The sequence below is a fragment of the Pseudomonas sp. URMO17WK12:I6 genome (genome assembly GCF_003253625.1).
In the GTDB taxonomy this organism is placed as follows: domain Bacteria; phylum Pseudomonadota; class Gammaproteobacteria; order Pseudomonadales; family Pseudomonadaceae; genus Aquipseudomonas.
The window spans coordinates 395,822-416,062 of the sequence record NZ_QKYZ01000001.1; the positions used below are offsets into that span (position 1 = coordinate 395,822).

Consider the following 20,241-nt stretch of genomic DNA (forward strand, 5'->3'; position numbering starts at 1 on the left):
AACGACTCCCCCTGTAGCAGCTGGCGCAGCCGGCGTTCGGCTGCGCAGCAGTCGTAATCGGTTTAACACGACTCACCTGATCCGACTGCGGCGCCTGATTTACGACTGCTGCGCAGCCGAACGCAGCCTTCGGCAGCGGCTACAGGCCGGCATCAAGCATGAGCCGGCACCGGCAGCGGAGCCGACAGCAAGCGCTCGTCCAGCAGGCCCAAGCCCTCCTGGAACAACTGATTACTGCGTTCAGTGTCACCCAATTGCGCCAGCAACCGCGCCAGTTCGGCGCAGGCTTCAGGATTACGCTGTACACGCAGACTGTTTTCCAGATAATCCCGGGCCTTGCCCCACAGACTGCTTTGCAGACACAAACGGCCCAACGTCAGCAACAGGCTCGGGTCGGCCGGATGATCCTTGAGCCAACCTTCAGCGGTGTGCAGCTGTCTGGCCGGATCGCTACCGCGAACCAGACCGTACAGGCGTGCCAGATGACTGTCGTATTTGCGCTTGAGAGCCGTACGCAGAACCTCTTCGGCCTCGACCTGCGCTCCCAGTTGCCGCAGTTGCTCGGCATAGGCGAGCACCAGTTGCGGTTCCTGCCGCTGAGCGGCGGTGAGCTGCTGCCAGGCACGAGCGAGCGATTGCAAACCGACCGTTCCGTCCTCTTCCCGGTGCGCCGCCAACGAAAGATTCTTACCCCAGGCGCGTTGCTCCAGTTCAGCCAGCTCCGCCGGCGGCAGCACCTTGTCCTTGCGTAACTCCGGCAGCAAGCGAATCACTGCCGACCAGTCGCCCCGTTGCTGATGCAGGCGTTGCAACTGGCGCAGGGTCTGGACGTTATGAGGATGACGCTCGTGCATGGCCTGCAGGGTGACCAGGGCGCCGTCGGTGTCGCCGCGGTCGGTCTGCAATTGGGCATGACTCAAGGCAATCGCCAGCTCGGCCTGGGGCTGTCGCTCCAAAGCGCGCTCCAGCAAGTTATCGCTTTCCTGGTAGAGACCTTGTTCGTTCGCGGCGCGGGCAGCACCCAAGTAGTAGAGCAGTGGCTGACGCTCGGCTTCTGCCGCGCGATACAGGTGACGCTGAGCACTGGCCCAGCGGCCCTCGGCCAAATCCAGCTGGCCGTGCTCGATCGCCACTTGCACCCGTCGACTGCGATTGCGCCGCGACCATGGGTTGACCACCCCACCGGAAGTCGTCACCAGTTCGACCAGCGCCTTGATGCCCCAGAACACCAGCCACAGCACGGCCACCAAGGCCAGGGTTGCCCACAGGCTCGATTCGTAACGGAAGCTCTTGTAGGCGATCAGCACGTAGCCGGAATGCTCGGCAATCGCCAGCCCCAAAGCGGCGGCGGCAGCGATGACCACGAACACGATCACATAGAGACGCTTCATGGTGTGGCCTCCTGCGCAGTGCTCGCGGCAGGTTTGCCAAGAGGTTTCACTGAGTCCTCGGCGTTGACGTTGCGTCGCTCAAGGTAAGCCTGGACGGCGCTCAACGTGCCTGTCAGATCCGGCGTGACCACCGTGACTGGCTGTTTGCTCAACTCGGCCACCTGCTCCAGCATGATCTTGCTCTGAGGGTTGTCCGGGTTGAAGTTACCCTTGAGCACGTCCCGCGCCTCGGTCAGCGCCTGAGTGTAGACCGCAGCCTGACCGTTGAGCGCGGCCCACTGCGCCTGTTCCAGCGCCAGGCTCAAGGCCAGACGCACCTGGCTCAGGCTCTGCCCTGCCAGCAATGGACGGACATTCTTGTCGGCGTTGAAATCGATTCGGATGTAACGCGAGATCTGATCCCACCATTGCGCCCAGCGACTGGCGCCGTCGCCATCGGCCGTCAGGCCCAGCAGGGATTCGCCACGGTCCTTGTACTCGGGCGCCAGTTCGGTGAGGCTGATCACTTGATCGCGCAAGGCACCCAGTCGCAGGAACAACCCGGTGCGATCCGGCTGTTCGGTACTGCGCAGGGCCACCAGGGTTTTGGCCACTTGCTCGCGAGCGGCAAAAGCCCCCGGGTCATTCTGTTCACGGAGTATCTCATCGGCCCCCTGCACCAGGGCCTGGGCGCTGCTGATGTCCTGCAACGCCGACAGACGCAGGCTGGCCAGTCGCAGCAAATGCTCAGCCTCGGCCAGACGCCAATCCTTGCGGCTGGCACCGAGGACGGTTTCCAGGCGTTGATTCAAACGCTGTTGATCGCCCTGAAGTTGAGTGACCAAGCGACTGCGCGCATCGAGCTCTTCGGCGGCAGGCATTTGTTCGAGGCGAGCGGTCAGACGCTGCTCGTTGAGCTTCAGGCTCTGCGCCTGATCGTTCAACGCCTGTACCTGACTCAACTGCTGCAGGTTATCGGCTTGCAGGTGACGCACCTGCCAGACTCCCCAACCGCCCACGGCAACACCGGCAGCGCCCAACAGCAGCGCGACGATTGCCAGCCCATTGCCTCGGCGCGGCTCAGTAGCAGGTGGCCCGGTTACAACCGGTGCTTCTGCCGGCGCATCGAGCACCGGCTGGACGTCATCTTTAGGCAAGGCTGTTTTGCTCACGTATCCATCCTTTGCATTAGAAAACGGGTACGGGGTGCTCCCGTAACGCCGTCAGCAAGGCCGCGGCACTGGCGCCACGACAATCCACAACTGTTTGGGCCCCGGCGGCGCGTGCCAGCTCGGCGACCCTGGGGCTTGGAACAAACAACGGCAACCGCGCCATGATCGGCCAGGCATCGCCAGCCAATCGGTGCAGGTGCTCAAAACCCTGTCCACTGCTGACCACCAGCCCGTTCAAGCGTTCCGCCTCGATCCGCTCAGGCAACGCTGCCGGTGGGTACTGCGGTAAGCCGCGTCGGTACAACTCCAGATACTCGACACTAGCACCAAGCTCGCGCAAACGCTCAGCCAGCAACTCGCGCCCACCCTCCCCACGCACGATCAACACCCGAGGATCGGGACGGGCGATAGCCTCGCGCAACCGTGGAAGTTCAAGCAAGGCTTCGCTGTCATCACCGTCGGCCGGGAAACTCACATCCAGCCCGTTAGCCTCGAGGATCTGCGCCGTTGCCGCGCCGACGCTGAACCACGTCAGAACCGGCAGTTGCGGCCAATGCTGGTGGAGCAGCTCGACAGCGATTCTGGCGGCCGGCTTACTGACCACGATCACCGCGCAATAGTGATCCAGGTCCTGAATCACTGCGCACATTGTGGCAGAGGCCGGCATCGGCTCGATGTCCAAAAGCGGCAAGCTGCTACTGAAAACCCCCGCGTCAGCCAACACGCAGGCAAGCGCCGCCGATTCATCCGCAGGGCGCGTCAGCAGCAGGCGCCAGCCAGTCACTCGTGCCCAGCCTCGCCGTAGACTGCTTTGAGAATGGCGTCGGCGCCCTGACTCAGCAGGTCTTCGGCCACTTGCACGCCCAGGGCCTCGGCCTTGCTGCGTGGCGCTCGGGCCTCGGCGCAGAGCAGCAGGCCGCCGTTCGGATCGCCCACCAAGCCACGCAACCAGATCTGCTCGCCTTCAAGCACGGCGTAGCAGGCGATCGGCACCTGGCAGCCGCCATTCAGATGTTTGTTGAGGGCACGTTCAGCGGTCACGCGGATGGCCGTATCCTGATGATGCAGCGGCGCGAGCAGTGCATGAATCTCAGTGTCGGCGCTACGGCACTCGATACCGACCGCGCCCTGGCCTCCGGCCGGCAGGCTGTCATCGACACTGATGGCCGAGGTGATGCGGTGTTCGAAGCCCAGACGAATCAAACCCGCCGCGGCGAGGATGATGGCGTCGTATTCGCCGGCATCGAGCTTGGCCAGGCGCGTGTTGACGTTGCCACGCAGGAAGCGGATTTCCAGATCCGGGCGACGGGTCAGCAACTGAGCCTGGCGGCGCAGGCTGGAGGTGCCGACGATGCTGCCTGGTGGCAACTCATCCAGGCTGGCGAAGGTATTGGAGACAAATGCATCGCGCGGGTCTTCGCGCTCGCAGATGCAGAACAGACCGAGGCCTTCGGGGAAGTCCATCGGCACGTCCTTCATGGAGTGCACGGCGATGTCGGCTTCGTTTTCCAGCAGCGCGGTTTCCAGCTCCTTGACGAACAGGCCCTTGCCGCCGATTTTCGACAGGGGCGAATCGAGCAGCTTGTCGCCGCGACTGACCATGGGCACCAGTGTCACGAGCAGGCCCGGATGGGCCTGTTCCAGACGAGCCTTGACGTATTCGGCCTGCCACAGGGCGAGAGCACTTTTGCGGGTGGCGATGCGGATTTCGCGAGAGGACATGGATCAATCCGTACTGAATAGATACGGCGGATAATAACAGCTCAGCCAAATCCACTTTGACTTGTATCAGAAACTGCATGGCCTCCCTGGCCCTCAAGGCCCTAAAACAGGGTAGAAATCCGCCCTGAATGGCGGATTAAAGCTGCTGCATCATTTTGCGCACGCCGGCCACATGGCGTCGGCTGACGATCAGGGCGTCGCCGTTCAGGCCTTTGAGAAACAGCTGGAAATGCCCCAGGGGGGTGCGTTGCAGCCGTTCAATGCGTTCGCGGGCGACCAGTGCATTGCGGTGGATCCGCACGAAACGGTCGCCAAATTCGTCTTCGAGGGCCTTGAGTGGCTCATCCAGCAGCACCTCGCCACCTTCATGGCGCAAGGTCACGTACTTGTGGTCGGCAATAAAGTAGACCACCTGGCCCAACGGGATCAGTTCAATACCTTTACGGGTGCGGGCGCTGATATGGCTGCGTGGGCCGCTGCCGGTTTCGGCGGCGGGACGAGTCAAGGCGGCGAGCTGGATGCGATTGGGGCGTTCGGCTTTTTTCAATGCTTCATGTAACTGTTCTGTGCGCACTGGCTTCACCAGATAGCCCACGGCGCTGGCCTGTAGGGCTTCCAAGGCAAATTCATCGGGCCCTGTGCAAAACACCACGGCGGGCGGGGTTTCGCGTTCGCACAATCGTGCCGCCACTTGCAGGCCATCGAGGCCCGGCATGCGAATATCGAGTAGTACGATATCCGGCTTGTGGCTGTCGATCAGTGCCAACGCCTCTTCGCCATTCGTGGCGCTGGGCTCCAGGACGTTGTATCCCTCGAGTTCGCCGACCATTCGGCTCAGGCGCTCGCGGGCCAGGGGTTCGTCATCAACGATCAGGACATTCATATTGCGCTGGATTCCTGCGTGAGTCTCGCACAAAGATAGCGTAGACAGGTGAAGTGACGTCCGTCACCGCGATCCACGCTAAGACTAGCGCGAGGGCCAAAAAGTGCCGCAAGACCGGCGGCTAAATTTTCATCTGCCGGGTGACTGACGGCCCAGGCCCGCGTTGGCGAGGCATCGCCATAAGGTTTGCTGATACACAATATGAACACCCCTCTTCTCTCTATAGTCAGCTGCAGCATCGAGAAGTGCGCTGATCCTACTGTCCAACTGTAGACGGTTGCCGCGACGATATTGCTCAAATGAGAAATATCGTTGCGCAATTTGCGCATCGCTGGCTTCGAGTATGGATCGCCCCATGAGAAAAAAACGTATCGACCAGTGTCAGCGACAGGATTGGCAACCCTGTTATTATCCGCGTCAGCGTTCCACGCCATCTTTCTTCAAGCCGATACGAGCGAATTCATGAGCACTGACAAGACCAATCAGTCCTGGGGCGGCCGCTTCAGTGAACCCGTCGACGCCTTCGTTGCCCGCTTCACCGCCTCCGTCACCTTCGACCAGCGCCTGTATCGCCACGACATCATGGGCTCGATCGCCCACGCCACGATGCTGGCCAAGGTCGGCGTGCTGACCGATGCCGAGCGCGACAGCATCATCGATGGCCTGAAGACCATCCAGGGTGAAATCGAGGCCGGCCAGTTCGACTGGCGCATCGACCTCGAAGACGTGCACATGAACATCGAGGCGCGCCTGACCGACCGCATCGGCGTGACCGGTAAAAAGCTGCACACCGGCCGTAGCCGCAACGACCAGGTCGCCACCGACATTCGTCTGTGGCTGCGTGACGAGATCGACCTGATCCTGGCTGAGATCACCCGCCTGCAAAAAGGCTTGCTGGAGCAGGCCGAGCGCGAAGCCGGCAGCATCATGCCAGGCTTCACCCACCTGCAAACCGCGCAGCCGGTGACTTTCGGGCACCACATGCTGGCCTGGTTCGAAATGCTCAGCCGCGACTACGAGCGCCTGGTGGACTGCCGCAAGCGTACCAACCGCATGCCGCTGGGCAGTGCTGCACTGGCTGGTACCACTTACCCGATCGACCGCGAGTACACCGCTCAGTTGCTGGGCTTTGACGCTGTTGGCGGCAACTCCCTGGACAACGTGTCCGATCGCGACTTCGCCATCGAGTTCTGCTCGGCCGCGAGCATCGCGATGATGCACTTGTCGCGGTTCTCCGAAGAGCTCGTGCTGTGGACCAGTGCGCAGTTCCAGTTCATCGATCTGCCGGACCGTTTCTGCACCGGTAGCTCGATCATGCCGCAAAAGAAAAACCCGGACGTGCCGGAGCTGGTTCGCGGCAAGACTGGCCGGGTGTTCGGCGCGCTGATGGGCCTGCTGACCCTGATGAAAGGCCAGCCGTTGGCCTACAACAAGGACAACCAGGAAGACAAGGAACCGCTGTTCGACGCCGCCGACACCCTGCGCGACTCGCTGCGAGCCTTCGCAGACATGATCCCGGCGATCAAGCCCAAGCACGCGATGATGCGCGAAGCGGCCCTGCGCGGTTTCTCGACCGCCACCGACCTGGCCGACTACCTGGTACGCCGCGGCTTGCCGTTCCGTGATTGCCACGAGATCGTTGGCCACGCGGTGAAGTACGGCGTAGACAGCGGCAAGGACCTGGCGGAAATGAGCCTGGAAGAACTGCGCAAGTTCAGCGACCAGATCGAGCAGGACGTGTTTGCCGTGCTGACCCTGGAAGGTTCGGTGAATGCCCGTGACCATATCGGCGGAACCGCGCCGGCACAGGTCAAGGCTGCCGTGGCTCGCGGTCAGGCATTGCTCGCCAGCCGTTAAAAGCTTCGCGGGCAAGTCGGATCGCCGCACCGCTCGCGCCTACAGGGGACCGTACCCCTCAGGCGCGAGACTTGCCCGCGAAGGCATTCTCAAGATCGTTACACAATCTATTTCTTCGACGCGATCATCTCCAGAAACGCGGGCATTGCTGCGCCCTTTTCTGCCGCAATTCGCTGCACGTTCGGATTCTGCCCCAGACGCTCCAGCAGCGCCCTGGCCGCCGGCATCTCAGCCAGCAGATCAATATCGAACAGCTTCTGCGCCACGGCACAAGCCATCGGCACGCTGTACAGGAAATACAAATCCGCAATGCTGAGACGGTCGCCCGCCACGTAAGGGGCGAACTTGCCGTGCCTGCCCAGTGAGGCGAACCCCAGCAGCAACTCGGCCTTGGTCTTGTCCTTGATCGCTTCCGGCACTGACATGCCGAAAAACGCTTCGGGGTAGCAGGCTCGCGCTGGCAGTTCGATGTACAACTCGATTTCCTTGGCCAAAGCCAGCGCCTGCGCTCGCTCGAAGGGCTCGCTCGGCAGCAGCGGTGTGCCTTTCTGGCTCTGCTCGAGGTACTCGAGAATCACGCTGGTTTCGTTGACGAAACCTTGCTCGACGCCCAGTACCGGAACCTTGCCGCGCGGGCTGATGGCCAGCGCCTCGGGGCTGGAGCCTGGGTAAAACGGCACCTCTTCAAACGGCAGTCCCTTCTCCAGCAACGCCAGCTTGACCATGTTGTAGTAGTTGCTGACGCAAAATCCATAAAGCTTGAGCATTACATAGCCTCCAGGCCGTGCAGGGGGTTGGCAGCGCCAGTTATAGAACGCCCAGGCACTTCTTGCCAGCAGCATCACAATGCTGAATGCAGGTAAACTGGCCGCCTTTCCTTGAGGAGCCTGCCATGAGCGAGCCAAACGACATCGACAACGACGACGAAGAATTCGCCGAAACGACGCTGATCGAAGCAATCGAAAACCAGATCGAAAGCGACAACCCGCCAGCGGCCAAGGCAACCTTCAACAAGCTGACCCTGGTGGGTTACGAGCGTGAAGAAATCCTCAACCTGATGGCCCATGTGCTGGCCTACGAGATCGACGCCATGCTCGATGAGGACCGTGCATTCGACACCGAATGGTATGAAACGGCGCTGCGCGCACTGCCAGAGTTGCCGCCGGAAAAGCAATAACCCCGCCCTCCCCCTGTAGGAGCGCGCTCGCTCCTACAGAAACCACCCCCGCTGTCCTTATCACCCTCCGGGGAATGCCTCTCGGGGAGAAAAACCCTGTTGCCAGCACTGGACATGCCTCACCGACGGGTTCACCTTAGGGGCGCTATCGTCTAATTCCTAGAAAGTCTGGAGTCCTTATGTCGCTTACCCCTGAGTTGGTTGCCGAACTGGAAATCCTCGCACTCTTCAACCTGGACAGTTCCCAGGAAGGTTTGAAAATTCATCAGACCGCTGCCCCGAAAGCCATTGCCGCCGCACAAAGACTGTTCGACAAAGAATTGATCACCCAGCCCGATGGCGGTTATCTGACCAGCCTGGGGCGTGACGCCGCACAAAACGTGCAAACCGTTCTCACCATTCTGTCCGTGCGGGAAACAGCCTGAGCATCACTGCATAGCCCACGGAAAGCTCTGTCACGGGATTTCCGCGGGCACACTTGATGACTGGCCCTGTGACCTGCCGTCGCCAAACGATAGAAATCTGACGCCAGGAAAACAAAATCAGCTTAAAAGTCCCGGGGCCGAGGCGCTAAACTGCCCCTCACCCTGAGCCCTCCTGCGTCCGAGCCCCGCGAGCCGGATTGAGCTGACATGACCCGCACCCATGAAATCCGCCCCGATCTGGACGAGGGAATCGATCGCAAGGTTCTCAGCCAGCTGCGCGCCCGTTTCCTGAAGCTCAACGAGGGTCGCATGGCCCGTGCGATGGAAGGGTTGTCGACCCGCCAGCAAACGGTGCTGACCCTGCTGCCGCTGTTTTTCCACGTCAATCATCCGCTATTGCCGGGTTACGTTTCGGGTAGCACCCCGGCCGGCCTGTCGAATTACGACCCCGACACCAACACCCTCGCCGAAGCCCAGCGCCTGACCCGCTCGTTTTCCTACAAACCGCGCCACGGCAGCAATCCGCCGCGCCCCATTCACGGCCTGTTCCTGATGGGCAGCCTCGGCACTCTGGCCCAGGCCGATCAGAGCGACATGGACGTGTGGGTCTGTCATGGGCCGGACCTGAGCGAATGCGAGCTCGCTGAACTGCGCAAGAAATGCCAGTTGCTGGAAGTCTGGGCCGCCAGCCAGGGCGCCGAGGCGCACTTTTTCCTGATCGACCCGGCCCGCTTCGTGCTCGGCGAGCGCGATACGCAGTTGAGCTCGGAAGACTGTGGCACCACCCAGCACTATCTGCTGCTGGACGAGTTCTATCGAACCGCGATCTGGCTGGCCGGACGCACCCCCATCTGGTGGCTGGTGCCGGTCTACGAAGAGGCTGCGTACGACCGTTACACCCACACGCTGCTTTCCAAACGCTTCATCCGTGCCGACGAAACCCTGGACCTGGGGCATCTGGCGTACATCCCTCCCGGGGAGTTCATCGGTGCCGGGCTCTGGCAGCTGTTCAAAGGCATCGAATCGCCCTACAAATCAGTGCTCAAACTGCTGCTGACCGAGGTCTACGCCAGTGAACACCCGAAAGTCCACTGCCTGAGCCTGCGTTTCAAACAGGCGGTGTTTGCCAATCGACTGGACCTCGATGAACTGGACCCGTACATGGTGGTTTACCGGCGCATCGAGGAATACCTCACGGCTCGGGGCGAACCGGAGCGGCTCGAACTGGTACGTCGTGCGCTGTACCTGAAGGTCAATCGCAAGCTCACCGGCAGCAGCGGTCGCACCCAGAGCTGGCAGCGTTCGCTGCTCGAACGTCTGGCTCACGAATGGCATTGGGATCAGCGTCAGTTGGCGTTGCTCGACAGCCGCAGCCAGTGGAAAGTCCGCCAGGTCAGCGCCGAGCGCCGTGCCTTGGTCGGCGAACTGAATTACAGCTACCGCTTCCTGACACAGTTTGCCCGTAACGAGCAGACCGTCAGCCTGATCAACAAGCGCGACCTCAATGTGCTGGGCCGGCGGTTGTACGCGGCCTTCGAGCGCAAGGCCGACAAGGTCGAATGCATCAACCCGGGCATCGCCCCCGATCTGGCCGAAGACACCCTGACGCTGGTGCAGGCCCCGAACAAGAGAGAGCCGGGGCAAACCCAATGGGGTTTGTACAACGGCAGCCTGACCGCTCATGAGTGGGAGCATTTCGCGCCGATCAAGCGCAGCCGCCAGTTACTCGAACTGCTCACCTGGTGTCACCGTAACGGCGTGATCGACAGCAGCACCCGCCTGGCCCTGCACCCCGGCACCAGCGACTTGAGCGAGTTCGAACTGTTCAACCTGCTCGGCAGCCTGCAGCAAAGCATCGCCCTGCCCCTGACCACCGTCGCCGAAGAGCCTTTGCTGCGCGCCAGCGTGCCGAGCGAAATACTGATTCTGGTGAACGTCGGCGTCGATCCGCTCAAGCACCATCGCGACATGAACATCCTGATGACCACCGAGCGCACCGATTCTCTGAGCTACGCCGGCGTGCGGGAAAATCTGGTGCTGACCCTGGATCAGGTCACGCTAAACAGCTGGAACGAGGTGCTGGTCAGCCGCTTTGACGGTCCCCATGCCCTGCTCGACTGCCTGCGCGATTACCTCAACAACCTGCCGGACGGGCCACAGCAGCCCAAGCTGCGGGTACGGTGCTTCTGCCACAACCGCGCGCAATTCATAGCCCGACGAGTCGAAGAAGTTCTCGATACCGCGCAAAACCTGCTGCTGAGCAAACTCAATCATCGCTACCTGATTCAGGTCCAGCAGCATTACCACGTGCTGGAGCTGGTGCCCGGCCAGGTCAATCACGTTGCCCTCGCCACGCTGCCGGCGCTGTTTGACTACCTTGGCGAAGAGCTGGCCAGCTACAGCCCGCTGCATCTGGACCCGATGGCACTGGAAGACCACGACCTGGCGCTGATCCTGCCCATGGGGCAACCCGACTGCGTTCAGGTGTTCTACCGGATCAACGAACACCAGGCCGATCTGTACGTACTGGATGAGTTCAATGCCTTGTGGCAACAACGCTTGCCCTATCACGACGAACAAAGCCTGCTGGTGCCGCTGCAACGTTTCCTGCAATCGATCCAGTACCGGCGCGACGCCTTGCTACCGATGGACGCCGCCCAGCCGCTGAGCCTGGAGACTTTGTATTACCAGTTATTGCCTTCAGGCACCGCGCGGGCGCGTCGGGTCGAAGCCCGACCGGCGCCGCAAACCCCGGTCAACAAACCGTTCTATGACGTGCAGGCGATCGTCGGCAAAGCCGCACCAGGACAGGTGCAAGTAACGCTGTATTGCAATCAGCGGGAATTTTCAGAGCTGGAACATGGCGACCAACTGTTCAGCGTGGTCGCCCGGGAAATCGTCGAACAGCGCCGCGAGACCGAACGCTATCGCTGCTACATCACCGACCTGGACCTGTCGGGCCTGCTCGGTGATGGTCAGAGTTCAAGCAATCTGTATTTGCGCTACAAGGCCGACCTGGAGCGCGCATTGAACGAGGCGCTCGAGCAGGTCTGAGGGGTTCATTCCGGGAACGCGCCGCCATTGGCAGGCTGCGATTCAACTTCCAGCAGGGTCAGTTTGAGAGTCTTGCCACCCGGTGCCGGCCAGTCGATGTGCTGGCCAACCTTCAGGCCGAGCAACGCACTGCCCACCGGCGCCAGAATGGAAATCCTGCCTTCGTCGGCGTTGGCATCCTTGGGGTAGACCAGGGTCAGGTGGTAGTCCTTGCCACTGCTTTCTTCGCGGCAATGCACTTTAGAATTCATGGTCACGACATCGGCCGGCACCTCTTCGTGACCGACCAGGGTATCGGCGCGATCCAGTTCGGTTTGCAGCGCGATAACGCCCGGCAGCGAGTCATCCAGGCTGTCGATCAGGCGCTCCAGACGTTGCACGTCCAGACGGGTAAGGGTGATGGAAGGTGCGGTCATGATCAGGGCAGACTCCTTTCTTCTGCACGAAAAAAGCAAAACCCCGCCAGAAAAAGGCGGGGTTTTCACGAGCCTCGATGGGTTGAGGCGTATCTGGACACTATCACAGCTCAATAAATAAACAAGCCGGGGGCGACCACGGCCCAGCGCTGACCATTGTGGCGAGGGAGCGATGTAGCGAGGGGGCTTGCCCCCGTTGGGTCGCGAAGCGGCCCCAAAAAGCTTACGACTGCTGCGCAGCCGAACGGGGGCAAGCCCCCTCGCCACAAAAGCCCTTAAGCCAAGATCTTGCGTTGTACAGCCTGCGCACAAATCACCCGCCGCCGCTCATCATCGGCCGAGCGCCATTCGCGGATATCTTCGACATGCCGAAAACACCCCAGGCAAACCTTCTGCTCATCCAGCCGGCACACACCGCTGCACGGCGAAGGCACTGCCGGGCTGACGTTGCTATAGAGCGGCTTGGGCGGGCGAACGGGCGCAGGCTGGGTCACGATCTCACAGACCTTCGAAATCGAGTTCGACGTCGGCTTGCTGCTTGACGATGCGCTCGAGCATCTCACCCAGTTGCTCGTCGCTCTTGTCACACATCCAGCGCTTGCTCTCTTCGTCATAGTCGAAGTGGAAACCGCCGGACACCGCCGCCAACCACAATTGCCGCAACGGCTCCTGGCGACTGAAGATCAACTGGCTGCCGTTTTCAAACTTGACGGTGAGCACACCGGCCGAGCTCTCCAGATCGATATCCAGGTCACTCTCATCGAAAATATCCTCCAGCGTCTGCTGGGTGGCATCGACCAGGTCGTGAAAACGGGCTTCAGTCAAACTCATTACGGGAACCTCAAAAAGTGTCTACTCACGCTCAAGCGCCGCAAGATACGGGCGAGCCCCGATGATTGCAAAGAATAACCACCAAGGACGAGGTGCGGTACGAAATATCCCTGCGCAACGCAGGACAAGTTACTGCGCCACAGTCAAAGGCCCGCCGGACGGGAGCCGCGTCACATAGGCAAGCTGCCGGGTGGCCGGTATACTCCGGCGCAATTAACGCATTTTCAAGGATTTCGCCATGAAGCGCCTGATCTCTTCCCTTGCTGCGCTCGTCGCGGTTGCCTGCCTGGTATCGGCCTGTGGTCAAAAAGGCCCGCTGTACCTGCCCGATGACAGCCAGGATCCTGCAGAGCAGGCCAAGTCGTCGCAACAGTCTCCGTCGAAAGCACACAAACACGACGTCTACCAATAAGGGAACGCCATGGACGCTTTTAACTACCGTGACGGTGAGCTGTTCGCGGAAGGTGTTGCCCTGTCCGCCATCGCCGAACGCTTTGGTACACCGACCTACGTCTACTCCCGTGCCCACATCGAAGCCCAGTACCTGGCTTACGCCGATGCGCTGGCCGGCACGTCTCACCTGGTCTGCTTTGCGGTCAAGGCCAACTCCAACCTGGGTGTACTGAATGTCCTGGCCCGTTTGGGCGCCGGTTTCGACATCGTTTCCCGTGGCGAGCTGGAGCGTGTACTGGCCGCTGGCGGCAGCCCCGAAAAGATCGTGTTCTCCGGTGTCGGCAAGACCCGTGACGACATGCGTCGCGCCCTGGAAGTCGGCGTGCACTGCTTCAACGTCGAATCCACCGACGAGCTCGAGCGTCTGCAAGTAGTCGCCGCCGAGCTGGGCGTTCGCGCGCCGATCTCGCTGCGCGTCAACCCGGACGTCGATGCCGGCACGCACCCGTACATTTCCACCGGTCTCAAAGAAAACAAGTTCGGCATCGCCATCGCCGACGCCGAAGACGTGTACGTCCGCGCCGCGCAACTGCCTAACCTGGAAGTGGTCGGCGTCGATTGCCACATCGGCTCGCAACTGACCACCCTGCCGCCCTTCATCGATGCCCTCGACCGCCTGCTGGGCCTGGTCGACCGCCTCGGCGATTGCGGCATCTACCTGCGCCACATCGATCTGGGTGGCGGTCTGGGCGTGCGTTATCGCGATGAAGAGCCGCCATTGGCCGCCGACTACATCAAGGCCGTGCGCGAACGTCTCGACGGTCGTGACCTGGCGTTGGTGTTCGAGCCAGGCCGCTTCATCGTTGCCAACGCCGGCGTGCTGCTGACCCAGGTCGAGTACCTCAAGCACACCGAACACAAAGACTTCGCCATCGTCGATGCGGCCATGAACGACCTGATCCGCCCGGCGCTGTACCAGGCCTGGATGGACGTTACCGCCGTGCGCCCTCGCGATACCGCCGCGCGTGCCTACGACATCGTCGGCCCGATCTGCGAAACCGGCGACTTCCTGGCCAAGGATCGTCAACTGGCGCTGGAAGAAGGCGACCTGCTGGCCGTGCATTCGGCCGGTGCCTACGGGTTTGTCATGAGTTCCAACTACAACACTCGCGGCCGCGCCGCTGAAGTGTTGGTGGACGGTGATCAGGCAATTGAAGTGCGTCGCCGCGAGACGGTAGCCGAGTTGTTTGCTGGCGAAAGCCTGCTGCCGGAGTAACCCCATGCTGCTGCGTTTTACCAAGATGCACGGCCTGGGCAATGACTTCATGGTTCTCGACCTGGTCAGCCAGCACGCGCACATTCTGCCCAAGCATGCCAAGCAATGGGGCGATCGGCACACCGGCATCGGGTTCGACCAGTTGCTGATCGTCGAGGCGCCCAGCAACCCGGACGTGGATTTCCGCTATCGGATCTTCAACGCCGACGGCTCCGAAGTGGAACAGTGCGGTAACGGCGCTCGATGCTTCGCCCGCTTCGTGCTCGACAAGCGCCTGACCGCCAAGCGGCAGATTCGCGTCGAGACCAAAAGCGGCATCATCGAACTGGACATCCGCAACGATGGCCAGATCAGCGTCAACATGGGCGCCCCGCGCCTGGTGCCGGCCGAGATTCCGTTCGAAGCCCCAAGCCAGGCCCTGAGCTATCAGGTCGACGTCGACGGCACCATGGTCGAACTGGCTGCGGTGTCCATGGGCAACCCCCATGCTGTGTTGCGGGTCAACGACATCAACAAAGCACCGGTGCATGAACTGGGGCCGAAAATCGAACATCACCCGCGCTTTCCGGCGCGGGTCAATGTCGGTTTTCTCCAGGTCATCGACCGGAACCGCGCGCAGTTGCGCGTCTGGGAACGCGGGGCCGGGGAAACCCAGGCCTGCGGAACCGGCGCTTGTGCTGCCGCGGTGGCCGCGATCAGCCAGGGGTGGATGGATTCGCCGCTATTGATCGACCTGCCCGGCGGGCGCCTGTCCATTGAATGGGCAGGCCCTGGCCAACCGGTCATGATGACCGGCCCGGCAGTACGCGTATACGAAGGACAAGTGCGTCTTTGAGTGAGCGAAATCCATGACCGACAAGCCCCAGGTTCCCGCCCTACAGCCCGACGAATCCCCTTCCGAAAGCCTTGAGGCGGCGGCGATTGCCGCGTACCTGGAGGCTCATCCGGATTTCTTCATCGAGCATGAAGAACTGCTCCCGGCCCTGCGCATTCCGCACCAGCGCGGCGACACCATTTCGCTGGTCGAACGCCAGATGACAATTCTGCGCGATCGCAACATCGAGTTGCGTCATCGTCTCTCGCACTTGATGGACGTGGCCCGCGACAACGATCGCCTGTTCGACAAGACCCGCCGTCTGATTCTCACGTTGATGGACGCGACCAGCCTGGAAGACGTGGTGATCGGCGTCGAAGACAGCCTGCGCCAGGACTTTCAGGTGCCCTTCGTCAGCCTGATCCTGCTGGGCGACAACCCGATGCCGGTAGGCCGCTGGGTCACCCACGCCGACGCACAAACGGCCATCGGCGGCCTGCTCTCGGAAGACAAGAGCGTCTGCGGCAGCCTGCGTGAGCATGAACTGGACTTCCTGTTCGGCGAAGAACAGCGCAAGCAGATCGGCTCCACCGCCGTCGTCGCCATCAGCCACCAGGGCATCCACGGTGTTCTGGCCATCGCCAGCCGCGATCCTCAGCACTACAAGAGTTCGGTGGGCACGTTGTTCCTCAGCTACATCGCCGAAGTCATGGGTCGCGTACTGCCACGGGTCAACAACTCCCTGCGCTCGGTACGCTGATCGTGGAACGGCAACTGGACGCTTACTGCGAACACCTGCGCAGTGAGCGGCAAGTGTCGCCGCATACGCTGTACGCCTACCGCCGCGACCTCGATAAAGTGCTTGGCTGGTGCGTCAAACAGAACATCGGCAGCTGGGCCGCACTGGATATCCAGCGGCTGCGCAGCCTGATCGCCCGTCTGCATGCACAAGGCCAATCGTCCCGCAGCCTGGCACGGCTACTGTCGGCGGTGCGCGGGCTCTATCATTATCTGAACCGCGAAGGCCTGTGCGACCACGATCCGGCCAACGGCCTGGCACCGCCCAAAGGCGAGCGTCGTCTGCCGAAAACCCTCGACACCGACCGTGCGCTGCAACTGCTGGAAGGCGCGGTGGAGGATGATTTTCTGGCCCGTCGGGATCAGGCGATTCTGGAGTTGTTCTACTCCTCCGGCTTGCGGCTTTCGGAGCTGACCGGGCTCAACCTCGATCAGCTGGACCTGGCTGACGGCATGGTCCAGGTCCTCGGTAAAGGCAGCAAGACCCGGCTGTTGCCAGTGGGTAAAAAGGCTCGCGAAGCACTGGAACTGTGGCTGCCGTTGCGGGCCATGACCAACCCGGCGGACGACGCAGTGTTTGTCAGCCAGCAAGGTCGGCGCCTCGGTCCTCGGGCGATTCAGGTGCGGGTCAAGGCCGCCGGCGAGCGCGAGCTGGGGCAGAACCTGCACCCGCACATGTTGCGACACTCTTTCGCCAGCCATTTGCTGGAGTCCTCTCAGGACTTGCGCGCCGTGCAAGAGCTACTCGGCCACTCAGACATCAAGACCACCCAAATCTACACCCATCTGGACTTCCAGCACCTGGCGACGGTCTACGACAGCGCCCATCCACGGGCCAAACGCATTAAAGGCGATGATTCATGACCATCCAACTGATCACCTTCGACCTCGACGACACCCTGTGGGACACCGCCCCGGTAATCGCCAGCGCCGAAGCCATATTGCGTGAATGGCTGACCGAGCATGCGCCGAACCTGGGCGCGGTGCCGGTGGAGCATTTGTGGTCGATTCGCGAGCGGGTATTGAGCAACGAGCCGAACCTCAAGCACCGAATCAGTGCGCTGCGTCGGCGGGTGCTTTTTCATGCTCTGGAAGAGGCTGGTTACGACCATGGTCAAGCCTCAGACCTGGCTGATCAAAGTTTTGAAGTGTTTCTGCATGCCCGGCATCAATTGGAAGTTTTCCCCGAAGTCGAGCCGACGCTGGAGACACTCGCCAAGCACTACGCCCTCGGTGTAGTGACCAACGGCAACGCCGATGTGCGCCGACTGGGCCTGGCGGATTACTTCAGGTTTGCCCTGTGCGCCGAAGACATCGGCATCGCCAAACCGGATGCGCGACTGTTTCATGAAGCGTTGCAACGGGGCGGCGCGACCGCCGAAACCGCGGTGCATATCGGCGATCATCCTGGCGATGACATTGCCGGAGCACAGCAGGCGGGGTTGCGAGCGATCTGGTTTAACCCGGCGGGCAAAGTGTGGGAAGCCGAGAAGGCGCCGGATGCCGAGATTCGCAGTTTGACCGAGTTGCCTGCACTGCTCGCCCGCTGGAACTCAGTCGATATTTGAGGTGCTGCGATCTTTTGATTTTCACCCATGAAAAAGCCCGCAGCGACGGCGGGCTTTTTTCAGCAAGCTGGAAGCAGGCGCTTAGATAGGCCGGCTGCCGTACTTGTTATCAGGCTTCTTGGGAGGATCGGCGACCACATTGGCCTCCACTTCCTGCACCTTGCCGCCCCGTGCCAGAAACTCTTCCATGGCCTTGGCCAGGGCATCGCGTTCCTTGTTCTTGGCTTCAACGCTCGGCAGCTCATCGACCGATACCGCTGCCTTGGCTTTGCCTTTGGCAGTCGGAACGGGCACATCACCGCCGTCGTCTTCAGCGACGTCTTCAGCCGCCGCTTCCAGGCCTTCTTCGGTTTCGTCGTCGTCGCCTACTTCGAGGTCGTCGTTTTCCAGATCATCGTCGCTCATGTTCTACCTCATGACTTGCGAAAAGCAGATTAGTTATAGCCCAGCTTTGCCTTCTGTCGAAGGCCGCCGGAAAAAATTCAACCACCGCTGGTGACCAGCGGTTTATTCCCCTTCACCGTGCACGGTGGCGAGGACTTTACGGGCACCGCCATGATCACGGTGCTCGCCCAGATAAACGCCTTGCCAGGTTCCCAACGCCAGTCGGCCTGCCGAGATCGGCAAACTGAGCTGACAGCCAAGTACGCTGGCCTTGAAGTGCGCCGGGAGGTCGTCCTGGCCTTCGTCGTTATGCTCATAGTCGTCCGTTCCTTGTGGGATCAGACGATTGAAAAATCGTTCGAAGTCGCGACGTACCGCCGGATCGGCGTTCTCGTTGATGGTCAACGACGCCGAGGTATGCTGTAGCCACAAATGCAACAGACCGACCCGACACGCCTTGAGTTCAGGCAAGCCGGCGAGTAACTCGTCCGTTACCAGATGAAAGCCCCGGGGCCGTGCCCGCAAGGTAATCAGAGTCTGTTGCCACATACAGTTCTCCGCACGTTCGGGGCGCATTCTAGCGCGCTCTGGGAAAAAACAAAGGCCCTAATATTCCTTCAATCGTGTAAGCCATTGGCCGCAGAAAAACACCCGTTGTAAACGCCCCTGAACGTGTATGAAAAAACCTTTCAGCCTTTCCTTCACTGACAAAATCAAGACAAAAAAATACCCGGCAAGCCGGGCATTTTTTATAGGCGTGCTTACAAGTTGTAGCCGCGTTCGTTGTGCAGCGCCAGATCGATGCCGACTGCTTCTTCTTCCTCGGTGATGCGCAGACCCATGACAGCGTCCAGCACCTTGAGGATGATGAAGGTGACGATCGCGGTGTAGATCACCGTGAAGCCCACGCCTTTGCACTGAATCCAGACTTGAGCCGCGATGTCGGTGACGGTGCCGAAACCACCCAGGGACGGTGCAGCGAACACACCCGTCAGGATCGCGCCGAGGATACCGCCGATACCGTGCACGCCAAAAGCGTCGAGGGAGTCGTCGTAACCCATTTTGCGTTTCAGAGTCGTGGCGCAGAAGAAGCACACCACGCCTGCTGCCAGACCGATGATCATCGAGCCCATCGGGCCAACGGTACCCGCCGCCGGAGTGATCGCAACCAGACCGGCCACCACGCCCGAAGCGATACCCAGTGCGCTCGGTTTACCGTGGGTCAGCCACTCGGCAAACATCCAGCCCAAGGCTGCGGCGGCGGTAGCGATCTGAGTCACCAGCATGGCCATACCGGCAGTGCCGTTGGCTGCGGCAGCGGAACCGGCGTTGAAACCGAACCAGCCAACCCAGAGCATCGCGGCACCCATCAGGGTATAGCCGAGGTTGTGCGGAGCCATCGGGGTGGTTGGGAAGCCTTTACGCTTGCCCAGTACCAGACAGGCGATCAGCCCGGCCACACCGGCGTTGATGTGCACCACGGTGCCGCCTGCGAAGTCGAGCACGCCCCAGTCGCCCAAAAGCGAACCCGGACCGCTCCAGACCATGTGCGCAATCGGCGCGTAAACCAGGGTGAACCAGATCCCCATGAACACCAGCATTGCGGAGAACTTCATCCGCTCGGCGAAAGCACCGACGATCAGCGCGGGGGTGATGATGGCGAAGGTCATCTGATAGGTGACAAACACCGCCTCGGGAAACAGCGCCGCGGGGCCGGTAATACTGGCAGGCGTGATGCCGGCGAGGAATGCCTTGGCGAAGCTGCCGACAAACGAATTGAGGTTGACGACGTTAGCTTCCATACCCGTTGTGTCAAACGCCATGCTGTAGCCGTAAAGGAACCACAGGATGGTGACCAGGCCGGTAATGGCGAAGCATTGCATCATCAACGAAAGAACGTTTTTGGAACGAACCATGCCGCCGTAGAACAGCGCGAGGCCGGGGATGGTCATGAACAGCACAAGGGCTGTCGAGGTCATCATCCAGGCGGTATCGCCGGAATTGAGGACTGGAGGCGCCACCGGATCTGCCGCCATGGCCAGGCCAGGCATTACGATGGACAACAGGGCTCCTAGCCCTGCGAATTTACGCAGAGTCATTT

General features: G+C 61.2%; 22 protein-coding genes. 10 read left to right on the forward strand and 12 right to left on the reverse strand.

The features are described 5' to 3' along the window. Positions 1-152: 152 nt before the first annotated feature. The 5 genes from F475_RS01890 to F475_RS01910 form a co-directional block, all read right to left on the reverse strand. Positions 153-1,391, reverse strand: coding sequence for a heme biosynthesis protein HemY (locus tag F475_RS01890; protein WP_111453030.1), 1,239 nt, complete (start codon positions 1,389-1,391; stop codon positions 153-155). Continuing rightward, on the reverse strand, positions 1,388-2,542 hold the full coding sequence (locus F475_RS01895) for a uroporphyrinogen-III C-methyltransferase (protein ID WP_111453031.1): 1,155 nt from the start codon (positions 2,540-2,542) through the stop codon (positions 1,388-1,390). Before F475_RS01895 ends, F475_RS01890 begins: the two co-directional genes overlap by 4 nt. Before the next feature lie 16 nt (positions 2,543-2,558). Then, a complete protein-coding gene (locus tag F475_RS01900; RefSeq protein ID WP_111453032.1) occupies positions 2,559-3,326 on the reverse strand; it encodes a uroporphyrinogen-III synthase in 768 nt (255 codons plus the stop codon). Next, positions 3,323-4,264, reverse strand: a complete 942-nt coding sequence (hemC, locus tag F475_RS01905) for a hydroxymethylbilane synthase (protein ID WP_111453033.1) — start codon at positions 4,262-4,264, stop codon at positions 3,323-3,325. Before hemC ends, F475_RS01900 begins: the two co-directional genes overlap by 4 nt. Positions 4,265-4,400: 136 nt before the next feature. Then, positions 4,401-5,147: a LytTR family DNA-binding domain-containing protein gene (locus tag F475_RS01910; protein WP_064621063.1), complete on the reverse strand. Its 747-nt coding sequence runs from the start codon at positions 5,145-5,147 to the stop codon at positions 4,401-4,403. Positions 5,148-5,609: 462 nt separating this feature from the next. On the opposite strand from F475_RS01910, the gene argH reads away from it, so the two are divergent. After that, positions 5,610-7,004 (forward strand): argininosuccinate lyase, encoded by a 1,395-nt coding sequence (argH, locus tag F475_RS01915; protein ID WP_019580504.1) that lies wholly within the window; start codon positions 5,610-5,612, stop codon positions 7,002-7,004. A gap of 107 nt (positions 7,005-7,111) precedes the next feature. On the opposite strand, the gene F475_RS01920 is transcribed toward argH, so the two are convergent. After that, positions 7,112-7,771 carry a glutathione S-transferase family protein gene (locus F475_RS01920; RefSeq protein WP_064621064.1) on the reverse strand — a complete coding sequence of 220 codons (660 nt, stop codon included), beginning with the start codon at positions 7,769-7,771 and terminating at the stop codon, positions 7,112-7,114. 125 nt (positions 7,772-7,896) lie between these two features. Between F475_RS01920 and F475_RS01925 the strand changes: the two genes are divergently transcribed. From F475_RS01925 to F475_RS01935, 3 genes are all read left to right on the forward strand, one after another. Then, positions 7,897-8,181, forward strand: coding sequence for a hypothetical protein (locus F475_RS01925; protein ID WP_111453034.1), 285 nt, complete (start codon positions 7,897-7,899; stop codon positions 8,179-8,181). A gap of 179 nt (positions 8,182-8,360) precedes the next feature. Next, positions 8,361-8,606 carry a TIGR02647 family protein gene (locus F475_RS01930; RefSeq protein WP_007894898.1) on the forward strand — a complete coding sequence of 82 codons (246 nt, stop codon included), beginning with the start codon at positions 8,361-8,363 and terminating at the stop codon, positions 8,604-8,606. A 207-nt stretch (positions 8,607-8,813) separates the two neighbouring features. Then, the gene (locus tag F475_RS01935) at positions 8,814-11,660 is read left to right on the forward strand and encodes a class I adenylate cyclase (protein ID WP_111453035.1); all 2,847 of its coding nucleotides are present in this window, start codon (positions 8,814-8,816) and stop codon (positions 11,658-11,660) included. 5 nt (positions 11,661-11,665) lie between these two features. On the opposite strand, the gene rnk is transcribed toward F475_RS01935, so the two are convergent. The 3 genes from rnk to cyaY all read right to left on the reverse strand — a co-directional run bounded on the left by rnk (position 11,666) and on the right by cyaY (position 12,907). After that, on the reverse strand, positions 11,666-12,076 hold the full coding sequence (rnk, locus tag F475_RS01940; protein WP_007941285.1) for a nucleoside diphosphate kinase regulator: 411 nt from the start codon (positions 12,074-12,076) through the stop codon (positions 11,666-11,668). 275 nt (positions 12,077-12,351) lie between these two features. After that, positions 12,352-12,570, reverse strand: a complete 219-nt coding sequence (locus tag F475_RS01950; protein WP_081625749.1) for a DUF1289 domain-containing protein — start codon at positions 12,568-12,570, stop codon at positions 12,352-12,354. 4 nt (positions 12,571-12,574) lie between these two features. Next, positions 12,575-12,907 (reverse strand): iron donor protein CyaY, encoded by a 333-nt coding sequence (cyaY, locus tag F475_RS01955; RefSeq protein WP_018927535.1) that lies wholly within the window; start codon positions 12,905-12,907, stop codon positions 12,575-12,577. A 238-nt stretch (positions 12,908-13,145) separates the two neighbouring features. Between cyaY and F475_RS01960 the strand changes: the two genes are divergently transcribed. From F475_RS01960 to F475_RS01985, 6 genes are read left to right on the forward strand one after another with little or no spacing between them, the layout of a single operon-like run. Beyond that, the gene (locus tag F475_RS01960; protein ID WP_007941283.1) at positions 13,146-13,319 is read left to right on the forward strand and encodes a lipoprotein; all 174 of its coding nucleotides are present in this window, start codon (positions 13,146-13,148) and stop codon (positions 13,317-13,319) included. A 9-nt stretch (positions 13,320-13,328) separates the two neighbouring features. Further along, positions 13,329-14,576 (forward strand): diaminopimelate decarboxylase, encoded by a 1,248-nt coding sequence (gene lysA / locus F475_RS01965; RefSeq protein ID WP_018927534.1) that lies wholly within the window; start codon positions 13,329-13,331, stop codon positions 14,574-14,576. Between the two features lie 4 nt (positions 14,577-14,580). Then, positions 14,581-15,411 (forward strand): diaminopimelate epimerase, encoded by an 831-nt coding sequence (dapF, locus tag F475_RS01970; RefSeq protein WP_018927533.1) that lies wholly within the window; start codon positions 14,581-14,583, stop codon positions 15,409-15,411. Positions 15,412-15,424: 13 nt separating this feature from the next. Next, complete coding sequence (locus F475_RS01975) at positions 15,425-16,150, forward strand: DUF484 family protein (protein ID WP_007941280.1); 726 nt, start codon at positions 15,425-15,427, stop codon at positions 16,148-16,150. 2 nt (positions 16,151-16,152) lie between these two features. Further along, a complete protein-coding gene (gene xerC / locus F475_RS01980) occupies positions 16,153-17,052 on the forward strand; it encodes a tyrosine recombinase XerC (RefSeq protein ID WP_018927532.1) in 900 nt (299 codons plus the stop codon). Next, positions 17,049-17,756, forward strand: a complete 708-nt coding sequence (locus F475_RS01985; RefSeq protein ID WP_019650117.1) for an HAD family hydrolase — start codon at positions 17,049-17,051, stop codon at positions 17,754-17,756. The genes xerC and F475_RS01985 overlap by 4 nt, the downstream gene beginning before the upstream one ends. A gap of 81 nt (positions 17,757-17,837) precedes the next feature. On the opposite strand, the gene sutA is transcribed toward F475_RS01985, so the two are convergent. The 3 genes from sutA to F475_RS02000 all read right to left on the reverse strand — a co-directional run bounded on the left by sutA (position 17,838) and on the right by F475_RS02000 (position 20,239). Then, entirely contained in the window at positions 17,838-18,161 is a 324-nt protein-coding gene (gene sutA / locus F475_RS01990) for a transcriptional regulator SutA (protein ID WP_018927530.1), read from the reverse strand. A gap of 102 nt (positions 18,162-18,263) precedes the next feature. After that, on the reverse strand, positions 18,264-18,689 hold the full coding sequence (locus tag F475_RS01995; RefSeq protein ID WP_018927529.1) for a secondary thiamine-phosphate synthase enzyme YjbQ: 426 nt from the start codon (positions 18,687-18,689) through the stop codon (positions 18,264-18,266). A 212-nt stretch (positions 18,690-18,901) separates the two neighbouring features. Then, positions 18,902-20,239, reverse strand: a complete 1,338-nt coding sequence (locus F475_RS02000) for an ammonium transporter (protein ID WP_018927528.1) — start codon at positions 20,237-20,239, stop codon at positions 18,902-18,904. Positions 20,240-20,241 lie beyond the last annotated feature (2 nt).